Annotated in this window: 21 protein-coding genes and 1 pseudogene; 7 read left to right on the forward strand and 15 right to left on the reverse strand. The window is 36.7% G+C overall.

Annotation, left to right across the window (positions count from 1 at the left end; translation table 11 throughout):
- Positions 1-219: 219 nt before the first annotated feature.
- On the forward strand, positions 220-417 hold the full coding sequence (locus ATS72_RS01635; RefSeq protein WP_002963063.1) for a hypothetical protein: 198 nt from the start codon (positions 220-222) through the stop codon (positions 415-417).
- A gap of 693 nt (positions 418-1,110) precedes the next feature.
- Here ATS72_RS01635 and ATS72_RS01645 read toward each other — a convergent pair.
- Positions 1,111-1,866, reverse strand: coding sequence for a hypothetical protein (locus tag ATS72_RS01645; RefSeq protein ID WP_058428653.1), 756 nt, complete (start codon positions 1,864-1,866; stop codon positions 1,111-1,113).
- Positions 1,867-2,176: 310 nt separating this feature from the next.
- Here ATS72_RS01645 and ATS72_RS01650 point away from each other — a divergent pair, with 310 nt between their 5' ends.
- Complete coding sequence (locus ATS72_RS01650) at positions 2,177-2,800, forward strand: tyrosine-type recombinase/integrase (RefSeq protein ID WP_010388419.1); 624 nt, start codon at positions 2,177-2,179, stop codon at positions 2,798-2,800.
- An 85-nt stretch (positions 2,801-2,885) separates the two neighbouring features.
- Here the strand turns inward: ATS72_RS01650 and ATS72_RS01655 are convergent, their stop codons facing one another.
- The 10 genes from ATS72_RS01655 to ATS72_RS01700 all read right to left on the reverse strand — a co-directional run bounded on the left by ATS72_RS01655 (position 2,886) and on the right by ATS72_RS01700 (position 11,080).
- Positions 2,886-3,368 (reverse strand): hypothetical protein, encoded by a 483-nt coding sequence (locus ATS72_RS01655; protein ID WP_010388418.1) that lies wholly within the window; start codon positions 3,366-3,368, stop codon positions 2,886-2,888.
- Positions 3,368-4,090, reverse strand: a complete 723-nt coding sequence (locus ATS72_RS01660; protein WP_010388416.1) for a hypothetical protein — start codon at positions 4,088-4,090, stop codon at positions 3,368-3,370. The genes ATS72_RS01655 and ATS72_RS01660 overlap by 1 nt, the downstream gene beginning before the upstream one ends.
- A gap of 509 nt (positions 4,091-4,599) precedes the next feature.
- Complete coding sequence (locus ATS72_RS01665; protein ID WP_002963060.1) at positions 4,600-5,331, reverse strand: MauE/DoxX family redox-associated membrane protein; 732 nt, start codon at positions 5,329-5,331, stop codon at positions 4,600-4,602.
- A 28-nt stretch (positions 5,332-5,359) separates the two neighbouring features.
- On the reverse strand, positions 5,360-5,872 hold the full coding sequence (locus ATS72_RS01670; RefSeq protein ID WP_010388415.1) for a DUF305 domain-containing protein: 513 nt from the start codon (positions 5,870-5,872) through the stop codon (positions 5,360-5,362).
- Positions 5,873-6,005: 133 nt separating this feature from the next.
- The gene (locus tag ATS72_RS01675) at positions 6,006-6,524 is read right to left on the reverse strand and encodes a DUF411 domain-containing protein (protein WP_002963058.1); all 519 of its coding nucleotides are present in this window, start codon (positions 6,522-6,524) and stop codon (positions 6,006-6,008) included.
- 10 nt (positions 6,525-6,534) lie between these two features.
- A complete protein-coding gene (locus tag ATS72_RS01680; RefSeq protein ID WP_002963057.1) occupies positions 6,535-7,023 on the reverse strand; it encodes a YybH family protein in 489 nt (162 codons plus the stop codon).
- A gap of 23 nt (positions 7,024-7,046) precedes the next feature.
- Positions 7,047-7,955: a copper resistance D family protein gene (locus tag ATS72_RS01685; RefSeq protein WP_010388414.1), complete on the reverse strand. Its 909-nt coding sequence runs from the start codon at positions 7,953-7,955 to the stop codon at positions 7,047-7,049.
- An 11-nt stretch (positions 7,956-7,966) separates the two neighbouring features.
- Positions 7,967-8,374, reverse strand: a complete 408-nt coding sequence (locus ATS72_RS01690; RefSeq protein ID WP_010388411.1) for a copper resistance CopC family protein — start codon at positions 8,372-8,374, stop codon at positions 7,967-7,969.
- Positions 8,375-8,396: 22 nt separating this feature from the next.
- The gene (locus ATS72_RS01695; RefSeq protein WP_002963237.1) at positions 8,397-9,260 is read right to left on the reverse strand and encodes a copper resistance protein B; all 864 of its coding nucleotides are present in this window, start codon (positions 9,258-9,260) and stop codon (positions 8,397-8,399) included.
- A complete protein-coding gene (locus tag ATS72_RS01700) occupies positions 9,257-11,080 on the reverse strand; it encodes a copper resistance system multicopper oxidase (protein WP_010388409.1) in 1,824 nt (607 codons plus the stop codon). Before ATS72_RS01700 ends, ATS72_RS01695 begins: the two co-directional genes overlap by 4 nt.
- Before the next feature lie 166 nt (positions 11,081-11,246).
- On the opposite strand from ATS72_RS01700, the gene ATS72_RS01705 reads away from it, so the two are divergent.
- Both ATS72_RS01705 and ATS72_RS01710 read left to right on the forward strand, forming a co-directional pair.
- Positions 11,247-11,933: a heavy metal response regulator transcription factor gene (locus ATS72_RS01705; protein WP_010388408.1), complete on the forward strand. Its 687-nt coding sequence runs from the start codon at positions 11,247-11,249 to the stop codon at positions 11,931-11,933.
- A complete protein-coding gene (locus ATS72_RS01710; protein ID WP_010388405.1) occupies positions 11,923-13,320 on the forward strand; it encodes a heavy metal sensor histidine kinase in 1,398 nt (465 codons plus the stop codon). The genes ATS72_RS01705 and ATS72_RS01710 overlap by 11 nt, the downstream gene beginning before the upstream one ends.
- Before the next feature lie 183 nt (positions 13,321-13,503).
- On the opposite strand, the gene ATS72_RS01715 is transcribed toward ATS72_RS01710, so the two are convergent.
- Positions 13,504-14,022: a hypothetical protein gene (locus ATS72_RS01715; RefSeq protein WP_139295581.1), complete on the reverse strand. Its 519-nt coding sequence runs from the start codon at positions 14,020-14,022 to the stop codon at positions 13,504-13,506.
- A gap of 479 nt (positions 14,023-14,501) precedes the next feature.
- Between ATS72_RS01715 and ATS72_RS01720 the strand changes: the two genes are divergently transcribed.
- Complete coding sequence (locus ATS72_RS01720; protein ID WP_002962239.1) at positions 14,502-15,311, forward strand: toll/interleukin-1 receptor domain-containing protein; 810 nt, start codon at positions 14,502-14,504, stop codon at positions 15,309-15,311.
- Positions 15,312-15,561: 250 nt separating this feature from the next.
- Here ATS72_RS01720 and ATS72_RS19020 read toward each other — a convergent pair whose 3' ends face one another.
- The 3 genes from ATS72_RS19020 to cadR form a co-directional block, all read right to left on the reverse strand.
- Positions 15,562-15,804, reverse strand: coding sequence for a MerC family mercury resistance protein (locus ATS72_RS19020; RefSeq protein WP_327077832.1), 243 nt, complete (start codon positions 15,802-15,804; stop codon positions 15,562-15,564).
- Between the two features lie 102 nt (positions 15,805-15,906).
- Complete coding sequence (locus ATS72_RS01730; RefSeq protein WP_028834999.1) at positions 15,907-16,275, reverse strand: MerR family transcriptional regulator; 369 nt, start codon at positions 16,273-16,275, stop codon at positions 15,907-15,909.
- Between the two features lie 51 nt (positions 16,276-16,326).
- The gene (cadR, locus tag ATS72_RS01735) at positions 16,327-16,716 is read right to left on the reverse strand and encodes a Cd(II)/Pb(II)-responsive transcriptional regulator (protein ID WP_002962247.1); all 390 of its coding nucleotides are present in this window, start codon (positions 16,714-16,716) and stop codon (positions 16,327-16,329) included.
- Between the two features lie 78 nt (positions 16,717-16,794).
- On the opposite strand from cadR, the pseudogene ATS72_RS01740 reads away from it, so the two are divergent.
- Both ATS72_RS01740 and ATS72_RS01745 read left to right on the forward strand, forming a co-directional pair.
- A pseudogene (locus ATS72_RS01740) lies at positions 16,795-17,525 on the forward strand (transglutaminase-like domain-containing protein).
- Positions 17,512-18,399 (forward strand): cation diffusion facilitator family transporter, encoded by an 888-nt coding sequence (locus ATS72_RS01745; RefSeq protein WP_002962252.1) that lies wholly within the window; start codon positions 17,512-17,514, stop codon positions 18,397-18,399. The pseudogene ATS72_RS01740 and the gene ATS72_RS01745 overlap by 14 nt, the downstream one beginning before the upstream one ends.
- Positions 18,400-18,411 lie beyond the last annotated feature (12 nt).

The following is an 18,411-nucleotide window of genomic DNA, read 5'->3' on the forward strand; positions in this document are numbered from 1 at the left end:
CTGTCTTGCAGACAAAAGCCGCCTTCAAATTAAACTTATTAATAAACTTTTTAGATAAAGAGGAGAGGGTTTTTACTAAAAAAATTAAGTGAAAATAGAAGAAAAGTGAATGCCTTATTCAAACTGTTTGTTGCTGAGCTGCGCAGTCAAACAAGTTTGTTTTTTATCACGAAATCATTAAATTTGAAAGCATTAATTAATGATTATTAAGGTTTAAAAATGAAAAACGACGCTAATGATATTGCTATTAATCCAACAACAGGACTACCTATCACAAATGCCAGTACTAATATCGTAGATGTTGGTGGCAATGTGGTGGGCCAGCCAGACAGGGTAATGACTGTTTATGAAATTGAAGAGTCGATAGGTGACTCTATAGAACATGATTCTTTTGATGCTTTTGATGACGGTTTTTAATGTCCAAAATTTTAAAGGCTTTTAGCCAATATCGAATAGAAATTACCTATTCGATTATCGCATTTAGTGGCTCAGCTATATTGTGTTTACAGTTCCAATCCACTGAAAACTTCGCTTGGTTTATCGCTCTAAGTTTTTTTTGCACTAGAATGATAACAGGTATCTATAACTACGAATATTATCGAAAAAGTAACACCCCAAGCATGAAGGTCATGCTTAAGCATCTCCTTATTAAATTTGTATAACCCTTGTTTATTTGTCCTAAACGCAAAGCGCTCTGAGTTAATCAGGGTGCTTTTTAGTTTTATATGTATGTAAGTTACTGACCAGCCAGCCTTTAAGCTAGTTAAAATATTTTAATTCGACAAATATCAACGTATAAATTATGAAATATAAGATATCGGGTTTGGGTTTGTGGGTACCATCACTTAAGCTGATTTTGAGTCACAGATTGAGAATAATAACTACAATTTGAAGCAAAGTAGGGCACAAAAATTGATATTTTTTGATTAGAGCTTAACTTTAAATTTAGAGTAAGAGTATTTTCAGTTAGTGCCAGAGTAGGTCGGATAAGCTAAGAGCCATCAGGCGGAGAAAAACACTTTATCAATTATTATTTTATCGAGTGGCTGGAGAGTGCCATGAGCGGTCATTGATAGTTTACCAGGTGCAGGCCCACAATTAGCACCTCGATTATGTTTCTTTTTCGTCGATTCTTTTGAGAATAATTAGAAATACATCTAAAGCTTCTTGAACCAAATTTTGATGTGCATGCTGATCAATAAGTAAATAAATAAGATGATTACGGTATGCAGAACTCAAGTGCTTTGTAAGGACTTCATCGATGTTAGTAACTTTAGAAACTGAGGAATTTGATGCATAAAGCATTTTATTTCTTTCATTTGCAATTTCTTGAATGTATTTGAATATCGAGTCAATGCCACGATCAGATGCTATTTCACGAACTTTCAATAAATAATCGGTTGCTTTTCCGTTAGGCTCTACAGAGACAAGATTTAGTGGTGGCTGTGGAACAATGCATATCTTTTTGTCTCCATCTTCACCAATTGGCATTCTAACCCACAGTTTTTCTTTTTTGTTTCCGTTTAAAGAGTCAAAAAAAAGCTCCAATGGAATTTCATTTTTTAAAATACCCAGCGCGCCACCAATTAAATCAAAGAATTGTGAAATACCTGATTTGTGTTTGTGATCCCAAAATTTCAATTTATTAGCATTAGCATATCGTCGCTTTTTTAACGCTGCAAATATTGCCGTTGCTGACTCTTCCTCTGCGGTAATTGCAACAAAAGCTGCTATTTCTGGCATACTTTCACGCAACAATACGGAGCGTTCCATGTGTCGGATGCTAGATTTCACTGCAAAGCCACCATAACCAAAAGTGGAACTAGCTTCTTTAAGTACTTTTTTTTGAAAATCGTTTAAATTCATAGATTCCATTTGAAACATAACGGCTTATTGAACACTATTTTGGTGGTTTATAACACACCAAAACGGCGTATATTACATATCCTGATAATTTCACCAATAATCACTTTTGTAAACATGTGATTAAAACAGCTCGGAATTAGGCATGTTATTTTGCCCCAAAACGGCGTTTAATAATGTTATTGGACAAAATTAAGCTTCTACTCAAAGAAATAGGAATAAATTTAACTTTTCAATGTCTGCTTCTCGCTCATACCCGAATTCTTTTGTAGCGGGCTAAGCTTAAAACTCCATAAACACCGGAGTACAACTAATGCACCAGTTAACAATATATCAGCCTAAAGAGCCTTGGAATAAAAATAAGCTTGTAGGACAAAAGTTACCTCTGAAATTACAGCAAATATGGGCTATCCGAATACGACTAGAACTTTTTCATAAAATAAGAGATCTAGCACTATTTAACCTAGCCATAGATAGCAAACTAAGAGGGTGTGATTTAGTTTCACTAAAAGTTAACGACATCGCACATGGTAAAACAATTCAATCAAGGGCAATAGTCGTTCAAAAAAAGACTGGTATGCCCGTCCAATTTGAAATTACTGGGAATACAAGGAAATCAATTGTGGCGCTCATAGAGCAATTTACTCTCAACTCTTATGATTACTTGTTTAAGTCACGAATTCATTCCTCAGAACACCTTTCAACCCGTCAATATGGACGTATAGTTGATTCTTGGGTCACTTCAATTGGGTTAGATAAGACTCAATATGGCACTCATTCTATGAGACGTACTAAACCATCACTAATTTACAAAAAAACTAAAAATTTAAGAGCCTGTCAGCTTCTACTTGGCCATAGAAAACTAGAAAGCACTGTCAGGTACTTGGGAATAGAAGTTGATGATGCGTTAGAAGTATCAGAACAGATCGATGCTTAAGTTTGAACCAATGCCAGACCTGAAGTAAGCGTCTGGCATTGGTTTCTAAAAAAATGTTAATCCACGCTACTTTGTTCTAAGAAAATCATAATGAAGCTGTATCAATATTGATTTGATAAGGCTTACTGACAAATTCAGCCATTTTTATACACTCCTTAACTGCAAACCCTCGTCCTTTGTAGTTTGCGAAAGCAATATGAGTATTATCAGTTAACACTGCATATAATCTATAGTCATGTGTGTAGCCTTTTCTAGGTATAGCTTTAAAACCTTTAATATCTGATAATTTATAAACACGTTTAAAAATAGTATATAAACTACTCGACTTTAATTCCAAGGTTTGTTTTGCGAGATCAAAACGACATACATAGCCACCAAACGAACCACTCCACCCTAGCCAGCATATAAACCCAGATACCCATATCGGTAATGATTTTGCTTCATCAGAATTAAACACATTAATTAGCCCGATAAATAAAAAGAAACCACACAACAAAACTAGCAATAATCTAGTTAACCTCGGTTGTCGATAAATAGCTAGCTCACTAGATAGTTCTTTAAAATACATTACAGCACTCCGTATTTAACTAAGCCGGCAATGGCTGTAAAAACAAAAAATGGCAGGGATAGTTTTATTAGCGATTTGCGATCCCATATTTCAATGAAAACAAGATCTTCACTATTAAAATCTTCATCTTCCAGGTGAGAGTTTGAATTAGCTTTTTTAGTATCATGAGTAACTTGAGGTGAGTTATATAATTCACTTTGAGCAAACCTTATCGGTGTTTTATTAGGCCAATCCGATATGGTTTCAACTGCAGTAGTATTATATTTCGTATATAAAAACGAAATGAACATCTTAGCATCTGTATACTGTTTAAATTCATATAACTGATCAACAAACTTAATTTGATAAGGGCCTTGCGCGCCTATACTACTTAATTCAAATGATAGTGTATCAAACGGTACAACAATTTTACTTCTTTGAAAGTAACCCCATAATGCGGTTTTTAAATTAAGCTGTTTTTCTGTCCCGTTAAACTCTAAGCGGCTCTTTCGACCAAAAAGCAATATTGATATACTTAAAAAGAAGCTTGCAGAAATAGCGAAGAAAATACTTTCCCCTCCTTCGCTTGTTACTGTCATCACAATGCTAGTAATTCCAGGAATAAGCATAATAAACGCAAAAATTTTGCTTGTCATTTCGCGTCTTGAGGGCATTGTTGTATTACCACTTTGATCTGTTTTGAGAACTTTTTTTACAAGCTTGGATAGATTGTTATATTCCATTACTTCAACCTTAAAAATTAATTATTACCTTATTTACATTAACAAAAAGTAGCTAAGTAAACCTTATCTCACGATACTTATATCGCTCCTTATACAGAAGCAAAATTACTATTTACAATACAACAGTTAATTCAAGTCAGGAAATCTTAAATGCATTTGATATAAAAAGATGACCGTCTGCTTCTCGCTCTAAGCGGACTAGAAAAATTTCACAAAATTTATTAATTAAATTTATAAATTCTTAAACACTAGGATGATTAAAAATTTATTGCCAAAAGAATTCTGGAATCAAATTTAGATTAGATCTATTTAATAAAATTAGAGGGCTAGTGCTTTTTTAAATCATGCAATTGATAAAAAACTTTAGTCTCGTTGTAACTTCAAGATACCTTAGAGAAGCCAGAGCAAATTGATGGCATTTTAAGTTCAGGCAGAACCAGACTCAACTACTGAATCTGGTTCGTGCTATAAATAAGCTCGTCATCATATTTTTAAATTAAAGCTGTTATTTACCTAACAAACATCCAAATACCGGCAGCTATCATAAATAAGTTTTCTGTTAGAGAGATAAACCCTAGTGGTACGTTACTGTCACCGCCTACACACGCACATTTTAACTCTCGTTTATCTATATAGACTGCTTTTATCACTGAAACAGCACCAACCCCACCTATGAATAATGAAATAGGGGCAATAATATAGGCTGGTAACCCGGCTATCATTCCAATGCCAACAAATGCTTCTAAAAATGGGTAAACATAAGCGTACCTGACTACTTTCATAGCGACTAAGTCATAGGTTATAAATGAATTAGTAAAGCTAAATAAGTCTTGAAGCTTTTGTATTGCTAACACTGCCATTGTTAGGGCTACAAACAGTTCAGCGGTTTGCATTGATAATAAGCTATTATCCGATGCAAAACTAAATGCCACACTAAGCAAAAAACTAACCGAAAAAATCGCAATCACGGGCGTGTAAGTTGTACCTTCTTGGGCTGCTTGTGGCTTATTAAAGTAATCACGTAAATCGTCGTAGCCACCTATACGTTTATTATCAATAAATGCTTGAGGTGTAGTTTCTACACTGTGTTGTTTTTTAAATTCATCTGTTTGCTCTCGAGAAGTTAAAAGCTGATCATCAACTGTATATCCCTCTCGCTCTAGTAGGTCTTTTGATTTTAAACCAAACGGACAAATATGCTCATCTGTTGCCATTCTAAAAAGTTGGGCTGATTTACTCATGCTTTACTCCTTATGTTATGCGGTTTATTTATTTATTTGAATTGAAATCTGGAACAGCTCTTAATTGTGCTTGAGCATTGGTTTGTGCAATGCCGTTTTGCTCTATATCTTTTAGGAGCCATTGCATTTCTTTTATTTCTCGCTCTTGGGCTTCAATTATATTTGTAGCAAGCTTTTGAACGCGTTTATCTTTGATTTTTGCCCTGTCACTGGTGAGTATGGCAATTGAATGATGTGGGATCATCGCCGACATCCATGAGCTATCATCAACAGTCACTTGTGAGCGAACTAAAAATAAACTTCCTGCAAATACGGCAACACTAGCAATGAGTACTGTTATATTTTTCTTTTTATCTTTATACATATTGAGCATGAAAAGTAGCATTATCACTGCCATCGTGGCTCCCATATAAAGCGCCATATAAGTACGAGTTTCACTAAAATAAACATGACTAAGTTGGTAGGTGTTCAAATACATCAATACAAACATGGTTATTGTGGATGTTGCTATCATTAAAAAAAATTTTGAATAGTGTGACATTGTATTGCTCCTTAAAAGTTTTGTATTTTGTTTTTACATGTGAGTAATTTTTACACTATCAAGCTCACAAATCAGTGTTTCCTGTTGTGTAAAATGGGTATTTAATAATTAACTCAAGAATTATGCCGTTAGGCTAAAATTGCTCGCTGGATTTACTTATGTATCTGTAGGTTTCTTCATTTGAGTTGTCAGTGAGTAGTTCAATATTATATTTGTGAAATATACCCTCCATTTCCATTCCGGGAGTGCCAATAGGCATGGCTGGTACACTTAAGCCTGTAATGTGCGGAGCGTGTTGCCCAGATAAAAACTGTTTTATATGTTTAACGGGAACATGACCTTCAAATACAAATCCATCGGCTGACACGGCTGTATGGCATGAGCGCATATTAGGTTTTATTTGATACTGAGATTTAATCGACCCCATGTCATTAACGTTAATTGCTTTTGTTTGAATATTGTTTTCACTCAAATGAGCAATCCACTTATTACAACATCCACAATTTTTACTTTTATAAACGGTAAGCTCAATTTCAGGTTTTTCTGAATTTTCATAGATTATTGATGTTTTATGCTGTTTTTCGATACTCATTGCCGAAAATGACATAGTTAATGATAAAAAAAACGCTGAGGTAATGTAGATTACTCGCATTGTTAACTCCTTAATTAGACCAGTGAATATGAGTGATTTTCCAACCTTTATCGGTGTTTTTTAATGTGATTGATTCCATTCCCGTAGACTTAATATCTTTCCCTTTATACTTTCCTTGAGTTTTACTTCTTGAAATTGAGTAAGCTATGTCTCCATTTGTGTGAACTTGATGCTCTAGCAGTTCACTATCAACTGCACTTAAGAATTTCATATCCGCTATCATATGATGGTTCGCGTATACATCTGCAGAACGCTCAACAATTCCGCCTTCAAAAATGACGACATCGTCGGCCAGTAATTTACGGGCACCTTTGGCATCGCCTTGTTTTAGGGATGCATGAAATAAGCTAACTGCCTTTGCAGCTTCGCTATCAACATTAACAAAGACCCAGCCTTTTTTTGTGTGCTCTTCATGGGTGTGTGCGTTCACAGCAAAAGAACTAACAGCGCTAAAAATTAGTAGCAATAAAATTTTTAAATTAGAGGATTTAATTAACATACATTTTCCTTTTTTATTAATCGTTAAATAGGCGGACCAACAAGTGTTGTAAATACACTTGTTGTAATAAGTACAAATAGGGCAATTAATATTTCAACAGTGATCGAGCGTTTTAATATACTTATATGGTGTTGTTGAGTGATTTGCGGGACTAAAAAAAGCTTATGCCATGCACCTAGTAACAGCATCGCGCTGACGAGTAACAGCTTTAATAAAATTAGTTGCCCATAATTTGATGTAAACAATGCAGAAAATGACTCTAGGTACTGCAGGAGCAGAGTTAAGCCCGAAATAAGTAGTACAAATACAATAACAATAGCGAGTTGACCAAAGTAATGCATTAACCGCTTTACTTCACTGGTAGGTAGTAAAGTGCAGCTTTTGTAAAGCGGCCACAATGACCCTAACCAGCTCGCAATGGCAATAAGGTGAAAGGTTAAAATACTTTTCACTAACCCATTTTCATTTGCACTGTGCCCAGTAAAAGTGAAGCTATAAGCGATAAACCCAAGCATGATTAGTATAACGGCAACGTTTTTATAACCTGCTACGTTATCATCTGATTCCACACTCCACATACATGCGCTAATTAGAGCAATAATAAGCGCTGGTATTCTAAACGTTGCTTGGTCACCTATGACTGATTGCCAAACAATTTCAAGCATAAAGGGGTCAAACATTCCCATAAAGCCTGATTCAGCCATTGCTCCAGCTTCTATTGGTACTTGTAAAAGTGCAGCAATACTACCTGTAACTACACACGTAATTTGCCAACGTTTTAAGAACTGATAAAAGCTAATTAAGTGATGCCCTGCAACATTGCTGTTGCCACACATAAAGCGCATTAATAAAGTGCCCGCAAGCCCTGAAATTGCGATATAGCTTGCTAGTTTTAATAATAGTAAGAGTACTGACCATTCACTTAATTGCATTATGTTGCTACTTAATGATTATGTTTGCTGTGGGTATTAGATTGTACTTGCATCATCTTATGCGATTCACTTTTGTGTACCATAAATCTAAACGTGTCGGTCATTTTATGTCCATCACCACCCAGTGCTGTCCATTTAACCGTGTAAGTGCCTTGGACTAAGCTCGGCAATGACCAACTAAAGTCTGTGCTTGGGGTAGAGCTTGGTTTGAAATCAAAGTTTATTGATTTATTTTTTTCATCTTTGATGATGACTTTTGCTAGCCTTACTTCACCACCAAAAGTTAACGAAAGTTGCTCTGGGCTTTTCATTAACATGGCTTCTTGCGCAGGTGTTGATTGCTTGAGTGATATATGCGCTGATGCGGAAAATGTAAGTACTAAACCTAAAATAGCTACTGCAGAATTAAAAAACTTCATAATTACCTCTTATTTAAAATGATTAAAACCAAAATTTAATACCCGTAACAAATGCGGTGTTGTTGCTACTTTGTCCACTTGATGTGGCATAGTCGGCGGTATTGCCAAATTTATTGCTCCATTCAACGCCAATATAGGGCGCAAACTGGCGTGTAAATTCATAACGAACCCTAAAGCCAATCGCGCTGCTTGATAGGCCACTTCCAAGTTCGTTTTGTTTATCGTTTTTGCCATAAAGTGTAATTTCGGCTCGCGGTTGTATAATTAGCTTTTGCGTGAGTAATAGTTCGTACTCTGCCTCTAACGTAAATGCGGTATTGCCTCGCTCACCTACGTATGCTGTCATATCAAGTTCAAACCAATAAGGGGCTAAACCTTGTAAGCCAAAAGCCAACCATTGCCGATTTTCACCTTCTTTATTGTAATCAAGACGAACACCTGCTTGAGTATCCCAATATGCTGATACGGCGTGACCCCATAAAATATCGGTTTGGTTTTCTTCAATACTTCCTTCGCTGAAATCACCCTCGGTTTTAATTACCAATCGATCAAAGGTAGTGCCGTACCATGCTTGTAAGTCAAATACACCTGCGTTTGCTTGCTCGTTATATTCAAGACGATCGCCTAGTAATGCGTAAAATGGATGCTCATCAGCGAGTGTTAATCGCTCATTGCCCTCAAGCGCATATGGGCCTTCTGTTAAAGTTGTTCCCGCAGAGTAAGCATGGGGGTCTCTTGCATCTTTAGGTGCACTTCCTCCTTGTGGTTGCATCTTAGCGCTATTCATTTGTGCCATTTCACTTTGCGCTAATAAAGGGAAACTAATTAATGAAGCCCCTGTTAACATTAATAAACCTAATGATTTAGATAGTTTTAATTGTTTCATGATACGACTACCTCTCTAAACATACCGGCATCCATATGGAATAATAAATGGCAATGCCAAGCCCAGCGACCTACATCGTGAGGGGTGGTTAAAAAGCTGATTCTTTGTGCGGGTTGAACAGGTATCGTATGACGTCGCACTTGCACATCACCTTGCTCGTTTTCTAAATCACTCCACATACCATGCAAATGCATAGGGTGCGTCATCATGGTATCGTTTTGTAAAATAACTCTTAAACGTTGGTTATGCTTCATATGCACTGGCGTGCTTTTACCAAATTCTAAGCCATCAAATGACCAGCTATAACGCTCCATGTTTCCGGTTAAATGCAGCTCAATTTCAGCTTCTGGCTCTTGCTGGTTAGTGATCCCTTCAAGTGAGTGTAAATCTGCAAGTGTTAAAACACGACGACCATTTTTACGTAAACCAATACCAGGATCATCAAGATTTGTTCTAGGCATATCAACGCGCATATCAACTGAAGCTCCATACTCCGTTTTTGCATGACGCACTTTAGAGCTGGCAACCGCTAATGGGTTTTCAGACATACCATGTTTGCTATGATCCATCGCCATTGCACCGTGGCCCATAGCGCTATGATCCATTTCTTTAGAGTTCATACCTGACATGCCTGCCATACCAGCCATTGCAGAGTGCTCACCGCCGTGGGTCATATTGCCCATCATATCGGTCATCGTTAACCATTCAACAGGGTCAAGTGCAGGTACTGGCGCATCAATATTAGGCGAGCTTGATAAAGTTCCTTTTGCGTAACCAGAGCGATCCATACTTTGAGCAAAAATCGTATAGGCATCATTTTTAGGCTCAACAATTACGTCGTAGGTTTCACCAGGGCCGAATCTAAATTCATCAACTGTCACTGGTTCAACGTTTTGCCCATCTGCTTGTACAACCGTTAGTTTTAACTCGGGGATACGCACGTCAAAAAAGCTATTACTAGAGCCATTAATAAACCTTAACCTAAGCTTTTCACCGACTTTAAATAATCCACGCCAGTTTGCCATTGGAGTACTACCGTTCATTAAAAAAGTCATTGCTGATGCAGATAAATCAGCTAAATCTGTAGGATTCATTCGCATCTGATTCCACATTTTTCGGCGCTGTAGAGCATTTGAAATACTGCTGCTTGAAACGTCATCGAAAAACTCTGGGACAGTGGGTTGATTGAAATTAAATACATCACTCTGTACTTTTAATTTACGGAACAGCGCCATTGGGTCATCATCAGTCCAATCAGATAATTGAATAACATGCTCGTTATCTGCACTAATAATATCGTTTTCTCGCGGTTCAATAATTAATGCACCGTACATGCCTGTCATTTCTTGAAAGCCACTATGTGAGTGATACCAATATGTACCGCTTTGTTGCAGTTTAAATTTATAAACAAAGGTTTCGCCCGGCATAATGCCTTTAAAGCTGATACCTGGTACGCCATCCATTTGATACGGTAAAATAATGCCATGCCAATGAATTGAACTCGGTACTGATAACTTATTTGTTACTCTAATAGTAACGTCATCGCCTTCTTTGAGGCGCAAGGTAGGAGCGGGTATAGATCCATTGATAGTTGTCGCCATACGTACTACGCCAGTAAAGTTAACCGGCGATTCATCTATAACCAGATCAATTACTTCGCCGCTAAGTTCGGGCACAGTGCCTGTTATTGTTCCTGCTACTAAAGATGATGCAGCATGTAATACACTCGGAAAAGCAGCAAGTACACCTCCTGCAATTAAGCCTTGAACAAATCGTCTTCGTGGTGTGCTAACCTGTTGTGATGACTTTTTAAACCCCATTTCCTTACTCCTTCATAGCAGAATATGTATTGAGTATAGAAAATAGACCTGTCTTCAACATGACGCGAACATTACAAAGTTGTAATCTTGGTGTCATGTTGCTGTAGTGACAGATACTGCATAATATTTGCAGAGGTAGTTGTTAGGACTTTAATGAAGGAATTGTATGCGCTTATTAGTTGTTGAAGATGAAGCAAAAACGGGAGATTATTTAAAACAGGGACTAAGTGAAGCTGGTTTTCAGGTTTCTTTGGCGCGCAATGGTCTTGACGGTCATCACCTAGCAATGACCGAATTATTTGATGTAATAATACTTGATGTCATGTTACCTGACGTATCCGGTTGGAAAATTTTACAGTCGCTACGTGAAGCAGATAACAAAACCCCAGTACTATTTTTATCTGCTCGCGATAGCATAGACGATAGAGTAAAGGGGCTCGAACTTGGTGCTGATGACTATTTAATAAAGCCTTTTGCTTTTGCTGAAGTTTTAGCAAGAGTACGCACTCTTATTCGCCGTGGTGCAGTACAAACAGTTGACGATATACTGATCGTTGCTGATTTAGAAATGGATATTCCAAAGCGAAAAATACAACGTGCAGGCAAGCGTATTTTATTGAGTAATAAAGAGTTTAGCTTACTTGAACTATTGTTACGGCGCGAAGGTGAAGTACTGCCACGTTCGTTAATTGCTTCTCAAGTATGGGATATGAATTTTGATAGCGACACCAATGTGATTGATGTTGCCATTCGTAGGCTAAGAGCAAAAGTTGATGATGACTTTACTATTAAATTAATTCATACAGTTCGCGGTATGGGCTATAAATTAGAGGTTGAAACTGATGGCTATTAAGTCACGGCCTTTATCACTTACGATGCGTGTTGTGTTGTTTGTGGCTGTAACCGTTATTGCGTGCTTAACTTTAGTTGCCACCTTAATAAATAGTTCGATAAAACATCATTTTTTCCAGCAAGATAGTAGTGAACTGCATGTTATTAATCAATCTATTGAATTAGTTTTAAGACAACACTATAAATCAAACCTGAAATTTAAAAATGAATTATCTAACGCTGTAGCGGGTCATCACGGTGTTTACTATCAGGTAAATACCGCAAAAGGAGATCTCATTTTTCAAAGCTCTGAACGAGATTTTAGTGATTTTGTAATGAGTGCTAAGGCTTCAACTGGCTTTAACCGTAACAACATTACCTCATGGCAAAATGATACCCACACCTACCGAGCTCTGGTGAGTAATTTAAGTACTGAGCAACAGCAATACAAAATTACTACAGCGATAGACATGAGCTTTCATTTACACTTTCTCAATCAATTTCAACAAAGCCTTTGGGCCATTATGTTTGGCTCAGCGGTACTCATTTCATTGGTGGCTTGGTTTGCTGTACATCAAGGATTAAACCCTTTACGAGGTTTAAGTCAGAAAATACACGATATCCAAACTAATAAAATGGATGTAAGGCTCGATGAAAATAAAGTGCCTATTGAGCTTGTTAATATGGTGCAGTCGTTTAACTCAATGCTCGACAGGCTCCAGGGTGAATTTATTCGCTTATCAAATTTTTCTAGTGATATTGCTCATGAACTACGAACTCCACTAACGAATATAATTACTCAAACACAGGTTGGATTATCTAAAAAAAGGCAGTTGGAAGAGTATCAAGAATTATTATTTTCTAACTTAGAAGAACTCGAGCGATTAACGAAAATGGTTAGTGATATGCTTTGGCTCGCCAAAACTCAAAACGGGCTAATTAAACCAGTTCAAAACACTCTAAAAAGCCATGATGAAATTGAAGTGTTATTTGAGTATTTTGACGCTTTGGCTGAAGACTCATTGATTGCATTTAATAAAAAAGGTCAAAACCTTTGTTTTTATTGTGACAAATTACACTTTCGTCAATTATTATCAAACTTACTATCCAATGCAATTAGGTACGCTCCAAAAGGCTCATCAATCACTGTAAACAGTGAAATGACCACCGCTGAAAAAATATGCATTTCAGTGATTAATACAGGGGAGAGAATACCTTCTGAGCATTTACCTTATTTATTTGACCGCTTTTATCGACCTGATAAGTCGCGGCAACGACACAGTGACGGAGCAGGTTTAGGGCTTGCAATAGTTAAAGCTCTAGCGCAAGCAAACGGTGGAGATATAGAGGTCAGTTCAAATAATCAAACTACCAGCTTTAAAGTTTATTTAAATTTAGTTAAAAGCTAATTATTAAAACCAATAACTCAATGTTTGCTTGTAGCTCTTTGGCGAAGTTCAGCTAAGTGCCATTTCCGGACGTTCGTAACGGCCCGCATAACGGACAAAAATACGTAGGCTACAATACCAAGCGAAGCGCAGGGAGCCTACGTGTTTTGTCCCTAGCGAGCGCAGCGAGTGTTTATGCGTTTGTTAGCTGCGTAATGATGGCCATCCTGAATTCTTATTGAATCCAGCTTCGATCTTGAGCCTTGAGATAACGTCAGATATAACATCGTAATCGGATTCGCTCTGAAACAGTGCCCCTTTATCTTTGAGGAACTCACTTTTCTTTAGAGGTGTTCCGTATTTACCTGCCCAGATGGTGTATACACTTAAGCGTTTAAACAACTCTATCTCCTTTTCAGAAAAAGTATGGCCTATTTTTTCTGAAAGCCATTCCAAGTCATGGGGAGAAACACCTTTTGGGGTAATTGGTTTTAGTCTCTCATTTTCAATTTTTAGTTCTTCTTTAAAAGCCAAAACTCCTTTGAAAGCATTTTCAGTGGCTATTCCTAGTAAAAAAAGAGATCCTTTATGCGCACCAACTCGAAGTTCATCTGATGAATCCTTTGAAGTCATTGAGTTAAATAAAGCTTTTGATGCTTCAAACATTTGAGACGCTTGTGTAAACCAAAACTCTGCGTTTTTTAGTTTAGTATGAAAATCCATGTCCATTAAGTCCTTCAAGCTGCTAACAACTTTATCAGAGGACACTTTCCCTTTTTTAGCGCGAAAACGTCCTTATTTTATGAGTTTGTATTAATAGCAAAAAGCATAAGTTATTGCTAGCTATATATATTCTGCTTTATGTAACTTTTATAAATATGTAAAAAGAGGAAAGTGTCCTCTTATTCTTACTAAGTTAAAAACGACTCACCTGATCGACCGCTTATCGCTCTTTTGAGGCATTCGCCTCAACACGTTTTGGGGCAGAAACGAGTTACGCTTTAATGCCCGCTCATGGCACTTAGGCGAACTTCGGCAAAGAGCGATTACCGGCCATTGAGGTTGGTTAAATACAATGGAAAACTGTGATAGTAATATCTAAAGTTATTTGTTAAAACTATATAGATTATAAAGGCGAGCTTTACATCCGCTCAGATGTGCCCTTCGAACACTAAGAAATGTTAAGCATTTAAGGAATAAATTTGAAACATCCCAAATATAAAGGTGTTAACTTTCTAGATGCAGAAATACGAAAACTTGAACAAAATGTAATTACTAGAGAGATAGAGTTCGAGTGGGCAGTAAAAAAATTAAAAAATGCAGATCCTTATGACGATATACATAAATTAAGGAAGGCCTTAAAAAGTAAAGAAAAGTCTGTTATTAAAGCTAGACGACAAGTTAAGTCAAAAATAGCTCAAAAAACCAGAAAGTTAGCTGAGCGAAATAAAGAAAAATTTGGTGGTAAAGTTCAAAAAAGAAAGAATATTGCACTTAATCAATCATTAAATGAAGAATTAAAAATTCAGGGAAACATATTGTCTCAATTAAAAAATATGCCGATCAGTTTTGCTAAGGATTTAACTAAGCAAGATGGTAAAGCAAGCGACTTATTTATTTCACACGCCTCTGAAGATAAAGCTGATTTTGTGAAATCATTAGCAGATGAGCTCATAAAACAGGGAGTTTCAGTTTGGTATGATGAATACGCACTAAGAATTGGTGATAGTTTAAGGAAGTCCATTGATAAAGGCCTTTCTCAATCTAGGTTTGGTTTAATTATTTTATCTAAAAGTTTTTTCGAAAAAAACTGGACACAATATGAACTAAATGGATTAGTCGCAAAAGAGATGGAGGGTGAAAAAGTCATTCTTCCTATTTGGCATAATATTAGTAAAGATGAGATTATGAAGTTGAGTCCTACGCTTGTGGATAAGTTTGCTCTTAATTCAGCAACTAATACGGTATATGAAATTGCAGAAAAAGTTGCAGATGCCGTAAACAACGCGTGAAAGCTAATTAATTAGAAAATCCCTAAGAGAGAATAAGAGCAAATTTTGGCTCATGAATCTCATTATCGAACGTCTGCAACTGGCACTTAGCTGAACTTCGGTAAAGAGCGAAAAGCAGACATTGACCGTTAATCGTTTCAACGACGGCAATTAGCCATACGTTGCATGTTTGCTCCCTTACTGGTTTTACGATATCCAAAACCGACATAACGACCATTAAGCAAATACCAAAGTAAAATAGGTATGTGCTTCAATCATATAGCCAAAGAGGATAAAGCGTTAATAGCACTGCTACAGGCCCTAGAATGCTGAAGACAGCTCTGGTATGGTTTTTATTTTTGTGCCAGTTGTATAAGTTTACCAATAGTTCCAAAGATGCAAAAATAGGTAAAAGCGTATTTACAGCTATTCCTTCGAAGTGAGAGAAGAAGCCTAGTCCTAATGCCGATGCAAGTGACCTTAATGCAGGGAAGCAGGCCGTGCCGCTAGCCAAACGCCACTAGAGCCTACTCTGTCTAATATTTTATTTATCATTTGAAAGTCTATTGGTTGATATTACCATCATTCTAAACTCCGTATATAAGTACGGAGTCAATCATTTTAATGAATCAATTATGGGGCAATGTGTTGGATCTTCGTTTTGCATACAGGTATTTGTCATATCCACAATTACTTTCTCTAAACGTTGAAGGTCATTAATTTTGTCTCGAATGATTGCTAACTTTTGTCGGCTTAATAGCTCAACTTGAGTGCAGTTGCTGTCCATAGACATTAGCGATTTTATTTCTCTTAACGTAAAGCCGAGCGCTTTGGCTTTTGTGATAAACCTAAGTTGTCCTGCTATTGTTTCGTCATATTGTCTATAACCAGATATTGGTTTTTCAGGTTGTGTAATCAGCCCTTCTCGTTCATAAAAACGAATGGTTTCTACATTTAAATTTAATGATTGTGCTAATTTGCCAATGGTTTACATTATTGCCTTTGTGAATACTACTAATCTAAAGTTATATTTAGTTTAGCTATCCAATGATTTGATGATGCCGCACGCTTCAATTGTATTGTCTGAACCACAAGCACTTGCCATCTGTTGTAATTCAGCTTTAAGCGCCCTTAATTCTTTCATACGTTTATTCACTAGTGCAAGTTGCTGATCAATTAATGCATTAACGCTAGAGCAGCTTTCTTCTGGCTTATTTTTTAATTCGATAAGACGTTTAATATCATTGAGTGATATATCTAGGCTGCGACAATGCTTTACGAATTCCAATTGTTTAAGTGCTTTACTATCATACAGCCTGAAATTACCTTCTGAACGGTTTGGATTTAACAGTAATCCTTCTCTTTCATAATATCTAATCGTTTGTATTGAACAGCCCGATTTTTTTGACAATTCGCCTATTTTCATCAATTTCCCCCAGACATTTGACTCTATAGTTACTATAGGATCTATAGTATAGGTATGCAACGAAAGGGATATATAAAAATGACTGAGAAATATTTAAACAATACGAATATCGTTAATTTTGAACACAAAGATATCCAATCCCTGATCGATCAACGAGGGTGGAAAAATTTGGATAATTTCAACAAAATTGGTGCCGCTTATCAGTTTGTAAAAGATGAAATAATGTTTGGCTATAACAAGAGTGATGATATTTCAGCAAGCGATGTGCTAGCAGATGGTTATGGACAATGTAATACTAAGGGTAATCTGTTAATGGCACTATTGCGTGGACTAGGTATCCAGTGTCGTTTCCAAGGTTTTACCATTGATCAGCAACTATAAAAAGGTGCTATCCTAAGCTTGTATTTTGGTTAGCACCTAAATACATCATTCATAGTTGGGTAGAAGTTTACTTTGAAGGGCGTTGGATAAACTTAGAGGGCTTTATATTGGATGAGCAATACTTAAGCTCACTACAGCAGAAATTTAGCCAAGCAAAAGATGAGTTTTGTGGTTATGGTGTTGCAACAAAGTGCTTATCTTCACCCGGTACGGATTGGCGTGGAGAGGATACCTATATTCAAAAAGAAGGTATTCATGACGACTTTGGGCTTTATGATTCACCAGATAAGTTCTATCTCGAAAAAGGTACTAATCTATCAGGTGTAAAACGTTGGTTGTATCAACGAGTGATCCGACATTTGATTAATATGAATGTATCAAAAATAAGAAATAAAAAAGTACTGGAGGTACAAAATGCACAACCATAGTCACAGTCATCAGCATGGTAAAGACGACCGGATTGGTTGGGCATTTTTCCTTAATGTGATATTTACCATTATCGAATTTATAGGTGGTTGGCTCACAAACAGTACGGCGATAATGGCGGATGCCGTTCACGATCTTGGTGATAGTCTTTCAATAGGTTTTGCGTGGATTTTAAGTCGTTTTTCAGATAAAGAAGCATCAGACAAATTCAGCTATGGTTATCGCCGACTTACACTTTTTGGTGCATTGGTAAATAGTATTGTTTTGATTATCGGCTCTATTTGGGTTTTATTTGAAGCAATACCTAAGCTGTCCAATCCTGAAATGCCTGTAGTTGAGGGGATGTTAGGGCTAGCCATACTCGGTGTTGCCGTAAATGGTTATGCGGTATTCAAATTAAAAGCGGGTGAAACACTAAATGAAAAAGTGCTGACATGGCACCTACTTGAAGATGTACTCGGTTGGGTTGCCGTTCTTATAGTCTCTATTGTATTGTTGTTCGTTGAACTGCCGATATTAGATCCTCTATTATCAATAGGGTTTACGCTGTTTATCTTATTTAACGTTTTCAAAAATCTTAAATCAACATTGGTGCTTTTTCTTCAAGCTGCACCCGATAAAGAGACCCAAGAGCGTATTAAGCAGTCATTAATTGAATTTCCTGAAGTAAATGGTATACACCATATGCATTTTTGGTCACTGGATGGTGAAAGTCACGTTTTAACAGCGCACCTTGAGCTGAGTGACAACTTTGACGTTAAAGAATTAATTAAGCTTAAACAAGAGGTTGCAGCTAAATTATCTTCCTATCATTTATCGCATACGACGATAGAGTTTGAGTTTTTAAATGAAAATTGTAGGGATGAAGCAGAGTAAGTTTTATCAATA

It is taken from the genome of Pseudoalteromonas sp. 13-15 (assembly GCF_001468205.2).
Classification (GTDB): Bacteria; Pseudomonadota; Gammaproteobacteria; order Enterobacterales; family Alteromonadaceae; genus Pseudoalteromonas; species Pseudoalteromonas marina.

What these genes read in the sequence shown, in the direction of transcription:
- ATS72_RS01645 (WP_058428653.1), bottom strand. Translation starts at nt 1,866, where the DNA reads ATGAATTTAAACGATTTTCAAAAAAAAGTACTTAAAGAAGCTAGTTCC.
- ATS72_RS01670 (WP_010388415.1), bottom strand. Translation starts at nt 5,872, where the DNA reads ATGTCACACTATTCAAAATTTTTTTTAATGATAGCAACATCCACAATA.
- ATS72_RS01650 (WP_010388419.1), top strand. Translation starts at nt 2,177, where the DNA reads ATGCACCAGTTAACAATATATCAGCCTAAAGAGCCTTGGAATAAAAAT.
- ATS72_RS01685 (WP_010388414.1), bottom strand. Translation starts at nt 7,955, where the DNA reads ATGCAATTAAGTGAATGGTCAGTACTCTTACTATTATTAAAACTAGCA.
- ATS72_RS01660 (WP_010388416.1), bottom strand. Translation starts at nt 4,090, where the DNA reads ATGGAATATAACAATCTATCCAAGCTTGTAAAAAAAGTTCTCAAAACA.
- ATS72_RS01665 (WP_002963060.1), bottom strand. Translation starts at nt 5,331, where the DNA reads ATGAGTAAATCAGCCCAACTTTTTAGAATGGCAACAGATGAGCATATT.
- ATS72_RS01745 (WP_002962252.1), top strand. Translation starts at nt 17,512, where the DNA reads ATGCACAACCATAGTCACAGTCATCAGCATGGTAAAGACGACCGGATT.
- ATS72_RS01705 (WP_010388408.1), top strand. Translation starts at nt 11,247, where the DNA reads ATGCGCTTATTAGTTGTTGAAGATGAAGCAAAAACGGGAGATTATTTA.
- ATS72_RS01655 (WP_010388418.1), bottom strand. Translation starts at nt 3,368, where the DNA reads ATGTATTTTAAAGAACTATCTAGTGAGCTAGCTATTTATCGACAACCG.
- ATS72_RS01715 (WP_139295581.1), bottom strand. Translation starts at nt 14,022, where the DNA reads ATGGATTTTCATACTAAACTAAAAAACGCAGAGTTTTGGTTTACACAA.
- ATS72_RS01695 (WP_002963237.1), bottom strand. Translation starts at nt 9,260, where the DNA reads ATGAAACAATTAAAACTATCTAAATCATTAGGTTTATTAATGTTAACA.
- cadR (WP_002962247.1), bottom strand. Translation starts at nt 16,716, where the DNA reads ATGAAAATAGGCGAATTGTCAAAAAAATCGGGCTGTTCAATACAAACG.
- ATS72_RS01710 (WP_010388405.1), top strand. Translation starts at nt 11,923, where the DNA reads ATGGCTATTAAGTCACGGCCTTTATCACTTACGATGCGTGTTGTGTTG.
- ATS72_RS01690 (WP_010388411.1), bottom strand. Translation starts at nt 8,374, where the DNA reads ATGAAGTTTTTTAATTCTGCAGTAGCTATTTTAGGTTTAGTACTTACA.
- ATS72_RS01675 (WP_002963058.1), bottom strand. Translation starts at nt 6,524, where the DNA reads ATGCGAGTAATCTACATTACCTCAGCGTTTTTTTTATCATTAACTATG.
- ATS72_RS01700 (WP_010388409.1), bottom strand. Translation starts at nt 11,080, where the DNA reads ATGGGGTTTAAAAAGTCATCACAACAGGTTAGCACACCACGAAGACGA.
- ATS72_RS01680 (WP_002963057.1), bottom strand. Translation starts at nt 7,023, where the DNA reads ATGTTAATTAAATCCTCTAATTTAAAAATTTTATTGCTACTAATTTTT.
- ATS72_RS01635 (WP_002963063.1), top strand. Translation starts at nt 220, where the DNA reads ATGAAAAACGACGCTAATGATATTGCTATTAATCCAACAACAGGACTA.